The following is a 14,254-nucleotide window of genomic DNA, read 5'->3' on the forward strand; positions in this document are numbered from 1 at the left end:
TATCGTTTAAAAACACCTTTATTCAAATGCTTGTTAATCTCCGTTTTTTATTTACTAGTTGTTTTGATACCGATTTTCGGAAGCTGCCAAAATGAAGCGCAGCCTTCCAAAGGTTTAAAGTATCATTGCCAGCATTAAAAAAGGCTTGGGATCAACGTAAGATTAAATACGCGCAAACAGAACAAATCAAAAAACTAGATTAAAAATTAAAATACAGTCTTAAACACGAAACTATTCAGAAACTCTTTTTTGTTAGTCATCCCGATTGTCCTTTTAGGATTCCTGTCTTGCTCAAATTTCGGTTCCAAAGTGATCCATTGCCAATGATTCGAACCGGCAACGAAGAGCCGTTGTTCTCAATGTCATGGCAGAAGGTACCAGGTCCAATGTGGATACTCTTGAAAGGCAAGAGGATCTAAAGGGTTTTCCAATAATTCCTCAGGATGAAAAATGGAAGGAACGTTTTATCCAACCTTATTTGATAAGGACATGGAGCTTTTTAAAACCATTATGGTTGAAGTTCCAACTATTAATGATTTTGATTAATATATTACTTAACCCCTTATTACCATTATCATTGTGTAAAATCCATTTTTTACTAATGGTTAATTGTAGTATCCCGTACGCAATTTCTGCTCAAGTCTACCATTCAGAAATAGAAATGTTATGCGGCCCAGTGAAGAATAAGCTTTGTCTTAACTTAAAGAATGTAACCCAATTTGATTTTGAATCTGCTAAAGTGCTTTTATTGGACCAATAATCTCCTATTGGAGTACTTTTCAAAAAGTAAGAACAAAACAGCATGTAGTTTTTTATCAATCTTTTTACGAATAATAGAAAAAGCTCTGGTCATTTGCCGTTCAACGGCCTTTGTAGATACTTTCAAATATTGTGCAATTTCCGTGTTTGTTAAACCTTCCTGTTTACTCAATAAAAACATTTCCTTACATCTTGGAGGTAAATGCTGAATTTCTTCTTTGACCAAGGCAATTAAATCAGCTATTTCAGAAGTGTTTTCTATAGTAACAATAGCATTCAATCTCCTGTTATATTCGTTTTCCACCTCAGTTAAAGTAACTTTTTTTCTGTATTGATTGATAAACTCATTATAAACAGAGCGATACAAAAAACTTTTAATGGAGAACTTTGAACTTAATTTCGCTTTCTGCTCCCATAGCCTTAAAAAAACGTTTTGAACAATATCTTCAGCAGCGTATTTATCCCGGGCAAGACTACCTGCATAAACGCAAAGTTCATGGTAATAAGAATCTACAAGATAATCATACGCTTCCAGATTACCCTTTTTTAATTTTTTTAAAAAATTAATATCGCTTAGGTTCTTAGTTTTCAAATATATGAGAGATTTATATTGTATAGCATTATCGCAAATATAGAAAAAAAATTATGAGAGGCGTGGGGTGTTCAAATAGCTAAACGTCTTGATATATAAAGAAACAAGTTGTAAATGAAAGAAGAAATTGAAAAAGTAATTGTTAAATTCTTGACGAATGATGCAACGGAGGAAGAATTAGAAAAACTGGCCGAATGGCTCAAGGTTAAAGATAATGTGCTTCTTTTTGATCGCTATGTGAAGATAAACTATGCCTTTGATATGAATCTGAATAAGTTTAATGTTGAAGATGTAAAAATGGCCTTAAGGAAGAAAAAGAGGCAAGATAGAAACATCATTTATAGGCTAAGAACTAACAGGATATTGAAATATGCTGCTGCCGCTGTTATAGTTTTTGGGCTGGGTTATTTTTTTAGAGACAAACTAGATACCACGTCAATAGAACCAACTCCGAAAATTGTTAATACCGATACTATTATTGAACCGGGAACCGATAGGGCGGTATTGACCTTAGAAGATGGCTCAAAGATCACCTTGGAAAAAGGAAAATCTTTTCAAACACAAAATGCCAATAGCGACGGCAAGGCTCTAATTTATAATACGAATAAAGTTGCATCAAAAGAGATTGCCTATAACTATCTAACCATACCCAGAGGAGGACAATACTTTGTTGAGTTAAATGATGGAACGAAGGTTTGGCTGAATTCCGAATCGGAATTAAAATATCCTACCACATTTATTCCCGGAGAAGAACGACTAGTAGAACTTGTCTATGGTGAGGCTTACTTTGATGTTTCTCCAAGCGTAGAACATGAGGGCTCTAAATTTACGGTTATTAATAGCTCTCAGGAGGTTGAAGTTATTGGTACGGAGTTCAATATTAAAGCCTATAGAGATGAATCAAAGATCTATACCACCTTAGTGGAAGGAAAAGTAACGGTTCAGAATGATTTGATAAAACAAAATTTAGTACCAAACCAACAGTCCAGATTAGATACTAAAACAAATCGTATTGTGGTTGACATGGTTAATGTAGATTATGAAATTTCCTGGAGGAAGGGCATCTTTAGTTTTATAGATATGCCTTTAAAGGATATTATGAAAGTCCTTTCAAGATGGTATGATGTTGATGTGATTTTTGAAAATAAAGAATTGGAATCCGTTCAATTTTTAGGGGTAATAGAAAAACGACATAGTATTGAGAAAATATTATCCATCATGAAGTCTAATTCAATTAATAGTTATGAAATAAACGGAAAAACTATAATATTAAGATAGAAACAGAGTGCTCAAAAACTGCATAAATCAGTAAAACTATATATTAAAACTAAAACCAATAAATGCCTATGAAGTAAACTAACAATGGAAAAAAGGAGGATAAAGTTACACTGGTGAAAGTAAAAACTTTACCCCCTCAGAATTATTATTAATTAATTAAAGTTTTAACTAACTAATAACACACAAATTTATGGAAATTAAAATTAATAGTCGGTTAATTTTTAAACCGATTTTAATGACTATTATGAGAACATTGATATTTCTATGTTTCACAGTTGCCTTTTCTTTAACTCCCAGTGAAATTGTTTCACAAAATTCTAAAATTGAAGTTAAGGAAGATACAAGCTTAACAGTTGAGGAGGTTTTCAAACTAATTATGGATCAAACAGATTATAATTTCTTTTTTGAAAAAGGAATATTCAAGGATTTCTCTAAGGTCCATATAAAAAAAGGAATCATTAGAACAAATAAATTACTAAGACGTAGTTTATCTCAAGGAAATTTTGATGTTCAAATCGACGAGGACAATACCATTATCATAAGGGAAAAGACTTTAAATAATGGTATGAATGAACAACAACAGGTCACTATTTCGGGTGTTGTATCAGACCAGGACGGACAGCCGTTGCCGGGAGCCAACATTATCGAAAAAGGAACAAATAATGGTACACAAACAGATTTTGATGGAAAATTTTCCTTAAACGTCTCGAACGAAAATGCGACGTTAGTTGTTTCATTCCTTGGTTTTGCCACCAAGGAAATACCCATTATCGGCCAAACGGAGATCGCCATATCTATGGAAAAAAATGCCGCCGCACTGGAAGAAGTTGTGGTAGTAGGCTACGGAACACAAAAGAAAGAGAACTTAACAGGATCTTATCAGCAGGTAAGTGGTCAAGTCCTCGAAAATCGTCCTGTCGCAAATGTAGGGCAGGCACTTCAAGGACAGGTTGCCAACCTTAACATTACCGTAACAGGTGATCCGGGTGGTGTTGGAACGCCTGCTACATTTAACATAAGGGGGTTCACCAGTATCAATGGAGGAGGACCTTTATTAGTAGTCGATGGAATACCCATTGATGACCTTCAGAATATTAACCCTCAAGACGTGGAAAGTGTTACCGTATTAAAAGATGCTGCTGCATCTGCTATATATGGTGGGCGCGCAGCCTTTGGAGTTATTTTGATCACCACCAAATCGGGGACCAAAGGAAAGACCGTAGTAAACTATGGTAACATTTTAGCATGGAACGCCCCAACGACGCTTCCAAAAATGGCTAATTCTTTGGAATTTGCACTGGCAACCAACGAGTCTGGTGCCAATTCGGGAGCCAATCCGCTGTTTAGCGATGAGCATCTCGATCGTATTAGAACGTATTTGGAGAATCCGGGTAGTATTCCTACCACATTACCCTGGGGTGGAAATCCCAACTGGTGGGGATGGGTAGAAGGTAATGATAATAACGATTGGTATGATGTTTATCTCAAGGATTGGGCACCCACACAAAAACACGACTTAAGTGTTAGTGGCGGTACGGATGCCGTAACCTATTACCTTTCCCTGGGGCATTATTACCAAAAAGGGCTATTGGAATTTGGCGACGATCGCTATACAAGAAATAACCTGACCAGTGATATCACGGCAAATCCATTACCCTGGATGAAGCTCAATTTAAAAACCAGGTATAGTGAGGGCACGACGAATGAACCACATGCTTACGGACCCTGGTTAGGGAATTGGTTCCACCTGGCCGGCACCAGATGGCCAACCTGGCCTTTGATCAACCCGGACGGGAACCCTTCATGGGTAGGTATTGAGCCCTGGTATACCCAACCGGGACGGGATATCAACAAAACAAAAGATATATGGTTTACCGGAGGCGCGGAATTAACCCCGATAAAGGGACTGAACGTCAACATTCAATATTCAAGAAACCATGAGACCAATAACAATAGTCAGCATCGAACACCTATTTATCAGATTTTGGTAGACGGAACCAAACAAGCTATCGTTCCGAATTCAAGGATCACGCGATCATTATCATCTTCCAACTACCAATCGATCAATGTTTATGCTTCGTACCAAAAAACGTTCGGAGGTCACTATTTTAAACTTTTAGCGGGACATCAGTACGAAAAATGGGATGGCACAGGTCTTTTTGGAACCAATACAGGCCTTATAAATGATAATTTAGCCTCATTTGCGGTAGCTACCGGAGATCCCATTATTACAAACAGCTTGACGCACCGGGGGGCTTCCGGTACGTTTGGTCGTTTCAATTACAACTACAAGGAAAAATTTCTATTCGAGTTCAACGCGCGTTATGACGGAACCTCGATCTTTCCCGAAGGAGACCGATTCGGTTTTTTCCCATCGGTATCCCTTGGATATGACATAGCCAAGGAAGATTTTTGGCCCGTTGAAGATATCAATCAATTGAAACTTCGCGCCTCCTATGGCTCTCTGGGAAATCAGGATGTAATTAACACCCTGGGGAACTACCCTTATTTATCACAAATACCGATCCGTACCACCCTGCCTTATGTATTGGGAGGCATTCAGCCCAACTATTTATCTGCCCCTGGTTTGGTGTCCTCAAGCTTAACCTGGGAAACGGTAAGATCCACGAATATAGGCTTTGATACCTCCTTATTTAAAAACAAACTGGAATTGTCTTACGAATGGTATCGTCGTGAAACACTTGATATGTTGGGTAGGCAGGCACCATTACCATCTGTTTTAGGTGCAGGGCTTCCTGTTGGAAATAATGCTGATTTACGAACTACAGGCGTCGAACTTAATATTCGGTGGCGAGACAACATAGGAGATCTAAATTATCATGCCTCCCTCGTATTATCTGATAATAAAACAAAGATTACGAGGTACCATAATCCGACCAAACTTCTGGACACCTGGGTGGCAGGTCTTACCGTTGGCGACATCTATGGGTATACCAGTGATGGTCTTTTTCAGACTGAAGAGGAGGTTCAAAACGGACCGGATCAAACCTTATTCTGGCCAACCTGGAACCCCGGTGATGTGCGCTACAAGGATTTGGATGGTGATGGCGAGATAACGCGAGGAAATCTCACGCTTGGAGATTCGGGAGATTTACAGGTTATTGGTAATAATACACCCAGATACAGCTATGGATTCACTTTAGGTGCCGATTGGAAAGGTTTTGATTTCAGCATGTTTGTACAAGGTATCGGTAAAAGAGACTATTGGCTGGGTGGTACTAACTTCTGGGGATTTTTGGGAGCTTATGGATCGGCTGTCTGGAAAACGACGTTGGATTACTGGAGTCCTGAGAACACAGATGCTTATTGGCCAAGGCCTTATGCTACCGGAGAAATTGGTAAAAACCAACAAACTCAAACCCGATTTTTACAGAATGCAGCCTATATGCGAATTAAAAACATTCAGTTAGGGTATAATGTACCTAAGGAGTTTCTAAATCGCTTTGGACTAAACAAGGCTCGAATATTTGTCAATGGTGAAAACCTGTTTACGCTCACTAAATTGAATGACAATTTTGACCCGGAAGTACTAGGCGGAGGCTGGGGATCCGGGAAAATTTATCCGGTGCTTAAATCCCTATCATTCGGTGTTAATCTTCAACTTTAAAAAAAAAGACATGAAAAATATATTTATTACAATGATATGCGGAACAATGATCTTTTTAACGGCCTGCGAAAAGGAGTTGGATCTTCCGCCATTAGATAGTATAACAGACCAGGAACTGGCATTCTCTCGTACGGAAATGGAATTGTATGCCAATCAGTTTTACACCATGCTGCCTAATTTCGAGAGTATGGTTTATGGGGATCTCAGTTCCGATAATATGATCTATTTCACTTATTTATTTAACGGCCGTTTGGCAGGAACAATAGTAGTTCCGGAAAGTGGTGGCGGATGGAGCTGGGGAACCATCAGGGCCCTGAACTATTTCCTCGCTAACTATCGTAAAACGCAAGAACCCATTGAAACAGTAGGGCCTTACATAGGTGAAATCCATTTTTTTAAGGCCTATGCCTATTTTAATCTTTTACAGGCTTTTGGAGATCTTCCATGGTTAAGTGCTCCTTTAAACACAGATTCCGAAGAACTCTTCGATCCCCGTCTTTCCAGAAGTGTCATAGCAGACTCGATTCTGGTGAATTTAGATAAGGCCATTACACTTTTGAATCCTAAGAATGCTACTCCTGCGGGTAGAGTCAATAAAGATGCTGCACTGGCTTTTCAAAGTCGGGTCGCACTTTATGAAGGAAGCTGGGAGAAGTACCACGCGGGTACGCCTTTTGGTGTTGCCAATTCAGATCCGAATAAATACTTCAGAAAAGCAGCTGATGCCGCTAAACAACTCATGGATACCGGAGGATATTCTATCCATTCTACCGGTGATATTGAAGGCGATTATTGGCGACTTTTTAATCAGGAAGACCTTCAGGCAAATCCTGAGGTCATTCTTTGGAGGGACTATGATGTCGAATTCGGATTTTCAGGAACCCATCAGGCGCAAAACAGGCTGCTTAGTGATGGAACTTTCGGAAGTGTTTCCAAACAATTGGTCGATTCTTATTTGACCACGGATGGCACACCAATATCTGTAAGTGCCCTTTATCAGGGAGATGCTACGGTTGAATTGGCTGTAGCCAACCGGGATCCCCGGTTAACACAGACCATTTATCAAATTGGTCATGTTCAAAGAATTGTTGGCGTCGATACGACCTATTATGAAAGGCCTTTTTTAAACCTTCCGGCGAGAAATGCCAATACAACGGGATACCAACTATTTAAGGGAACAGATCCTGACGCCCCCGGAGGAGGACCAGGTGGGCAAGCTTCAACTACAGCTAACCCCATTTTCAGATACGCTGAAGTCTTATTGAATTATGCTGAAGCCAAAGCCGAACTTGGAGAAGTCGATCAGGCGGTTTTAGATGAAAGTGTCAATTTGCTTAGAGATCGTGTGGGAATGCCTCATATGGATGCTAATATTGGGTTTACGGATGCTGATTGGGAGTTCCCTTCACTATCGCCGTTGATTAATGAAATTAGACGCGAACGAAAAGTGGAACTGGCCTGTGAAAATTTCCGTTTCCATGATATCATGCGTTGGAGAGCACATCATCTGATTCTAAGGCCACTTACCGGAGCGCCATTTGCTCAATTTGAAAATATGCCCTGGAGCCCACCGTTGGGAGAGATCAAAGTTGATGATAATGGCTATATATATCCTTTCAAGGATACGCCGGGATGGCAATTCGATCCTGCCATTCATTATTTATCACCGTTGCCAACCCAGCAACTCGTGTTAAACCCCAATTTGACACAAAACCCGGGATATGATTAATGATATAGATTAATAGTTTTTTTAATGTAGTCATGATTTTGTTAGGACGTTTTAATCCTGCCGGATTAGAGCGTCCAGCAAAACGATCAATACAATTTTTGAAAAAAGGTTTTATAAAAAATGGAGCTCCTCCATGGCTTTGCAATACACCGTGAACCTAACCTACTTATTGCTTAAATATGGAAACATCAATTTTTCATTTTGCTACCAAAATTAAAAACACTTTTGACGAATAAACGAACATTTTAGACGAAAAAATAAAAAGCTCTGCCGATAAAAAAATAGATATTGCTTGCTAAAATCACAATCAACTTTTTACTGTTTTTATGAAAAAAACAGAGTATTCACCAAGGTCATTAAAATACTCGATTAACTTAAATAATCATCAAAACATAAAAAACTTAAACACTATTAGAAGTTTGAACTTAAGCTCTATTACTTAAAATAAAAAACGAATCAGACGGTAAACAATCGTCATAACGGATATAATGAAACAAAACAGAAGGAAATTTATCATAAATAGTGCGCTTACTCTAGCTGCTTCCTCAATACTGTATAATGAACTATTGGCAGAAACATACAACCTTCCGAAAGGTCTTACCATTTTATTTCAAGGAGACTCTATAACGGATGCCGGACGTTCTTTCGAACAATCTCAGCCGAATACATCTTTGGGATTTGGATCAGGGTTTGTTTTTCAGGCAGCGGCTCAATTACTGGCCGAAAACCCCAATGTCAATTTTCAAATTTACAACAGAGGTAATGCAGGTAACAGAGTATCCCATTTGGCAGACCGTTGGGAAAATGATACTTTAAAAATTAAACCAGACGTTATAAGTATTCTAGTTGGAGTAAATGACTACTGGCAGAAATTGAATCTTGGCTATGACGGAACCGCCGCCAAGTATGAGAGTGAGTACAGAGCACTCCTTACCTATACGAAAAAAAAGTTACCCAATGTTAAGCTCATAATATGTGAACCCTTCGTTATTTGGGGAGGCTCAGGCATTACAGATCATTGGAAATATGAATTTCCAGCATATCAGGATTCTGCGGCTAAACTTGCGAAGGAATTTGACGCGCTATTCATACCATTTCAGGTTTCGTTTGATAACGCCATAAAAAAATCAAAACATAATATTTGGAGTCCCGATGGCATTCATCCTTCGCCAGCGGGAGCTTATCTTATGGCACAGACCTGGATTAAACATTTTATAAAAAATATACTTTGATTATGATTATAGGTACGAAAGTTTTAAAAATCGATTGTGAACGAAGAATGAAACTTATTAATATTAATTCAATTATAATTTATAAACTACACATACAATTCAATGAAAGATAAGATTAAAAATAAATACTTCATCATTGTTGTACTATCTATTGTTAATTTGATGGCCACAGCGCAAGTCAAGATTATCCCTCATCCTCAAAAAGTAACAGAGTTGAAAGGAAGGTTAGAAATCTCTTCACTAAGGTGCTATTATACTCAGGAGTCCAAGAATGAAGTCTTGTATCTTGGAAAAAGACTGGCCGAAGATTTTAATATGACATTGGAATTTTCTACCGTACAACGTTCGGCCAATTTGAAACTGGTCATCGAAGAACGTAAATGGTTACGATTAGGAAGAGAAGGCTACAAGTTGGTCGTGTCGAGTCAAGGCGTGAAGATATACGCTGGGGCACCAGCAGGCGTTTTCTACGGGATTCAGTCTATGCTGCAAATGATGCGTAAAGAAAGAGATGGATCGTTTAGCATTCCTCATGTAGAAATAGAAGACACCCCAAGGTTCGAATGGAGAGCGTTCATGCTGGATGAAGCGCGTCGATTTAAGGGTGTAGTAGTTGTGAAACAAATGCTCGATGAAATGGCCTATCTTAAGATGAATACCTTCCACTGGCACCTTACCGATGATCAGGGATGGCGTGTTGAGATCAAAAAATATCCCGAATTAATAAAAACCGGAGCACATAGAAAGGGGTCTAAAGTAAGTCCCGGAGATGTCAGCGATGGGATTCCGCATTCCGGATATTATACACAGGATGACATCCGCGAGATTGTCTCATATGCGGCGGCAAGACACATTAAAGTGATACCGGAAATAGAAATGCCGGGACATGCCAGTGCGGCCATAGCGTCTTACCCGTGGTTGGGAGCTAAAAATAAACAAATAGAAATTCCGGAAGCCTTGTTAGCCATTTATAAAGACATTTATAATGTTGCCGATCCCGGGGTTCGGGCATTTATAAAAGATGTTATTGATGAAATTATCCCGCTCTTTCCTTCTAAAATTATTCACATTGGTGGTGATGAAGTCAAATACGATCAATGGAAAGCATCACCAATGGCCAATGAATTTATGAAAACAAATAACCTGCAATCTCCGGCTGATTTACATCTGTGGTTTACCAACCATATGTCGTCTTATATCAGTGACAAGGGGTATCGCATGATGGGATGGAACGATATCACCGGAAATAAGATACATGATTATATTGCATCTGAAGACCTGAAACTGGGTACGGACCTGGATTCCAGAACCATTGTTCAATTTTGGAAGGGAGACCCTAAGCTCATAGAAGAAACCGTCAAAAAAGGCTACGATATTGTTAATTCATATCATGTCTATACCTATCTGGATTATAGTCATGAAAGTATTAGCCTTGAGAAAGCTTACAGCTTTGATCCAATTCCTGATACCCTGGACCCCATCTACCATAATAAAATACTTGGTTTGGGCTGTCAGATGTGGAGTCAGGCCATTCCAACCGTTGAAAGTATGCACCAACAGATTTTCCCCAGGTTGGCAGCTTATGCCGAGATAGGATGGACCACCAAAAAACATCGAAACTTCCAAAGGTTTAAAGAATCATTGCCAGCATTAAAAAAGGCCTGGGATCAACGTCAGATTAAATACACGCAAACAGAACAAATCAAAAAACCAGATTAAAAATTAAAATACAGTCTTAAAACATGAAACTATTTAGAAACTCTTTTTTGTTATTCATCCCGATTGTCCTTTTAGGATTCCTGTCCTGTTCAAATTTCGGTTCCAAAGTGATTCATATATATTGTAATGAAACCAATGATGTGTATGAGGTATTACAGACCTCTGAAAATGTGAGGGTTCTTAGATACAATAATATCGAAAGGCTCATGAATCGTGTCAGAAAGGGAGAATCGGTCATGATTTTAGCAGATAATTATCCTGAAGAAACCCTAAAGCTTCCCGATGGGTTTTTTGATAAAATGAAAAGTAAAAAGGCACATTTCTACGTGGAATATGCTCAACAACTTCCCGGTATTGTAACCGAAACCGAAACTATAAAACCGAAATACCAAAGGGCTATTGTGAATTCGTCATTTTTCGGAAAACAGGTGGATAGCTTAGCGATTCTCTCTGTTAGTGGCCTAAGGTATATCCCCGCAAAAGTGCCATCAGCTCATATCGTTGCCGGACGTGTAGCCGGTCTTGACCATGCCGAATACGGGTTACCTAAAGAAACTAGTCCGCTACTTTTTGAGATGCCCGAATATTCCGGAATTGTGGCAACCACCTCACTGAGTAAGTTCATAAAAGGGCGTTATGCGCCTAAACGTGAGTGGCAATTTGTTTGGAAAGCCATATTCCGGTTCCTAATCGGTGAGGATATGGGTTCCTTGAAATGGTCATCTGTTGTGCAACCCTATTTTGGCAGAAATGAAACTTTACCGGAAGACGTTCAAAAACAAACTTTAAAACGAGGTATTGATTGGTTCCAAAATGCGAGAATGCTGATTCCTGAAAATTATGATCAGGTGATCGCCGATGCCATCGATCCCACTATAAATACAGGGTTTCTCACTTATAGCGAAGACATCCCTATAGGCGATGGCAGTAATGGTGTTTTCGAATGTATATTTTCTAAAATTGATGAGAGCGGAAACCAACCCATAGGCGTTGTTCGTCGAGCCGATTGTACCGGGGAGACCGCCATGGCCTTTGCTACTGCCGGTAAAGCGCTTAACAATAAAGAGCATTTTAAAATTGCCGAAAACTTACTTAATTATTACCTGACAAAATCACCAGCCACAAAGAATGAATATGGTGACCCGAACCATGGCGCCTATGGTCTTGTTGCATGGGGTTTTGAAAACTTTGCCTGGTATAGGGCTAACTATGGAGACGATAATGCCAGACTCATGTTAGGAACCATGATCACCTCGGCCATCACGGGGAACGAAGACTGGGATCCTATTCTAATGAAACTTCTGTTGGCTCAATTAAGAACTACCGGGAAAAACGGATTTAGAGGAGATCGTATTGATCTTCCCGACCTGGAAAAAAATGGATGGCGTCATTTCTATGATCGGGACTTTGTTAGTTTTTCACCTCACATGGAAGCGTATCTCTGGGCCTGTATGCTATGGGCCTATGATAAGACAGGTGACCCGATTTTTCTGGAACGGACAAAAAATGCCATAAAGGCCACTATGAATGAATATACGGACGGCTGGCGCTGGATGAACGGTCTTGCCCAGGAAAAAGCCAGAATTCTGTTACCGCTTGCCTGGTTGGTACGTATTAATGACACCAAAGAAAATAGGGACATGTTATATAAAGCTATCGACGGATTATTGGAACTGCAGGGTGTCTCCGGTGCCATACGGGAAGAGCTTGGAAAGCCAGGCAGAGGTGTATTTCCGCCTACCCGAAGAAATGAAGATTATGGTTCTCATGAAGCCTCATTGATCGCTAAAAACGGGGATAAAGTCAGTGATTTACTGTACACCACCAACTTTGCCTTTCTCGGTTTACACGAAGCATACTACGCAACAAAGGATGAGCGTATTAAGAAAGCAGCAGATAAATTGGCGGAATTCCTTTGTAGGATACAAGTAAAATCTGAAAATCATCCTGAATTAGACGGTGGGTGGATGCGTGCCTTCGATTACGGTCGCTTTGAACATTGGGGATCTAATTCTGATGCGGGCTGGGGAGCCTGGGCCATAGAAGGCGGCTGGACCCAGGGATGGATCACCACGGTATTGGCATTAAGAGAAATGGATACCTCCGTATGGGATTTGACAAAAGATTCCAAAGTTGGGGATCATCATGAGTCGCTTAAGAAAGAGATGCTTCCGGGACTATAGGCTTACGAAATTAATATGAATCGTCAACGATAAAACATAAAAATAATTAGATGACGTTAGTAACATTCAATATTCGCGAATCACAAGTAAGAGAACTCAAGGAAATATATAGATCAGCCTTATTCGATGATTTGGTTCCCTGGTGGGAGAAGCACTCGTTGGATACGGAAAAAGGCGGCTATTTTACGCGTTTGAATCAGGACGGCAGTGTTTACTCGGGCGATAAGGACATGTGGATGACAGGTCGCCAGGTCTGGATGTTTGCCCATTTGTACAATAACCATGAAAACAAGGAGCGTTGGAAGGCCATGGCTGGTCATGGCCTTGACTTTATGCAGAAACACGCCTTTAAAGAGGACGGAAAAATGTACTTCAGACTGGACCGGGCGGGAAAACCACTGGCCTCTGTGCTAAGTGTTTATACCGAAGTTTTTGCATCCATTGCCGTGGCCGAATACGCGGCCTTATCCGGAGATCTTAAACTAAAGCAAAAGGCCTTTACCATGTATGACTTTTTACTTTCCAGGTTAGGTAAGGCCTCAGACACGCCCTTGTTAGGATACCCGCTGCACCGGGAGTTTCACCTCCATGCCCATGATATGTGCCGGATCACCGTATCCAAGGTCTTTAATGATCTATGGCCAGATAAGCAATTCCGGGATGATCTTAGCAAATCCGTTGACTCCATTTTAAGTCGACATTGGAAACCGGAAGCGGGCTATTTACTGGAAAACGTGGCGATGGATGGTTTGGAGGTTTTCGATCTTCCCGAAGGTCGCCTGTTTCATCCCGGTCATGCCATTGAAAGTGCGTGGATGCTTATGGAAATAGCCGTGGAGGGTAACGATCAGGCATTAATGGATACCGCCATAGACATTACCCTGGCCTCATTGGAATATGGGTGGGACCAGACCTATGGCGGCATTCGCTATATGACCAATATAGATTGGACCCCCACCCATGAACTGGAAGCCGATCTGAAACTGTGGTGGCCCCATAGTGAAGCACTATACGCCCTGCTTATGGGCTGGTTATATACAGGAAGAGATGATCTTAAACTATGGTATAAAAAAGTACACGATTATACCTTTTCAAAGTTTCCCGATAAGGAGCACGGTGAATGGTTTGGTTATC

8 protein-coding genes are annotated in these 14,254 nt (G+C 40.1%); 7 read left to right on the forward strand and 1 reads right to left on the reverse strand.

Going from position 1 to position 14,254, the window contains the following annotated elements:
* Window positions 1-745 precede the first annotated feature (745 nt).
* On the reverse strand, window positions 746-1,351 hold the full coding sequence (locus Q0983_RS08880; protein WP_299551555.1) for an RNA polymerase sigma-70 factor: 606 nt from the start codon (window positions 1,349-1,351) through the stop codon (window positions 746-748).
* Between the two features lie 114 nt (window positions 1,352-1,465).
* On the opposite strand from Q0983_RS08880, the gene Q0983_RS08885 reads away from it, so the two are divergent.
* From Q0983_RS08885 to Q0983_RS08915, 7 genes are all read left to right on the forward strand, one after another.
* A complete protein-coding gene (locus Q0983_RS08885) occupies window positions 1,466-2,629 on the forward strand; it encodes a FecR family protein (protein WP_299551558.1) in 1,164 nt (387 codons plus the stop codon).
* Between the two features lie 244 nt (window positions 2,630-2,873).
* Complete coding sequence (locus Q0983_RS08890) at window positions 2,874-6,257, forward strand: TonB-dependent receptor (RefSeq protein ID WP_299551561.1); 3,384 nt, start codon at window positions 2,874-2,876, stop codon at window positions 6,255-6,257.
* 10 nt (window positions 6,258-6,267) lie between these two features.
* Complete coding sequence (locus tag Q0983_RS08895) at window positions 6,268-7,986, forward strand: RagB/SusD family nutrient uptake outer membrane protein (RefSeq protein ID WP_299551564.1); 1,719 nt, start codon at window positions 6,268-6,270, stop codon at window positions 7,984-7,986.
* Between the two features lie 488 nt (window positions 7,987-8,474).
* Window positions 8,475-9,218, forward strand: a complete 744-nt coding sequence (locus Q0983_RS08900) for an SGNH/GDSL hydrolase family protein (protein ID WP_299551567.1) — start codon at window positions 8,475-8,477, stop codon at window positions 9,216-9,218.
* A gap of 102 nt (window positions 9,219-9,320) precedes the next feature.
* Entirely contained in the window at window positions 9,321-10,937 is a 1,617-nt protein-coding gene (locus Q0983_RS08905; protein ID WP_299551570.1) for a beta-N-acetylhexosaminidase, read from the forward strand.
* 23 nt (window positions 10,938-10,960) lie between these two features.
* Window positions 10,961-13,120: a hypothetical protein gene (locus Q0983_RS08910; RefSeq protein ID WP_299551573.1), complete on the forward strand. Its 2,160-nt coding sequence runs from the start codon at window positions 10,961-10,963 to the stop codon at window positions 13,118-13,120.
* A 50-nt stretch (window positions 13,121-13,170) separates the two neighbouring features.
* Window positions 13,171-14,254: AGE family epimerase/isomerase (locus Q0983_RS08915; protein ID WP_299551576.1), on the forward strand; the 1,084-nt coding region annotated here is incomplete at its 3' end.

It is taken from the genome of Seonamhaeicola sp., assembly GCF_028281565.1.
Classification (GTDB): domain Bacteria; phylum Bacteroidota; class Bacteroidia; order Flavobacteriales; family Flavobacteriaceae; genus Seonamhaeicola.

Bases quoted from the DNA above. Each gene is read 5' to 3' on its own strand.
- Q0983_RS08885 (WP_299551558.1), top strand. From the start codon at position 1,466: ATGAAAGAAGAAATTGAAAAAGTAATTGTTAAATTCTTGACGAATGAT.
- Q0983_RS08890 (WP_299551561.1), top strand. From the start codon at position 2,874: ATGAGAACATTGATATTTCTATGTTTCACAGTTGCCTTTTCTTTAACT.
- Q0983_RS08895 (WP_299551564.1), top strand. From the start codon at position 6,268: ATGAAAAATATATTTATTACAATGATATGCGGAACAATGATCTTTTTA.
- Q0983_RS08900 (WP_299551567.1), top strand. From the start codon at position 8,475: ATGAAACAAAACAGAAGGAAATTTATCATAAATAGTGCGCTTACTCTA.
- Q0983_RS08905 (WP_299551570.1), top strand. From the start codon at position 9,321: ATGAAAGATAAGATTAAAAATAAATACTTCATCATTGTTGTACTATCT.
- Q0983_RS08910 (WP_299551573.1), top strand. From the start codon at position 10,961: ATGAAACTATTTAGAAACTCTTTTTTGTTATTCATCCCGATTGTCCTT.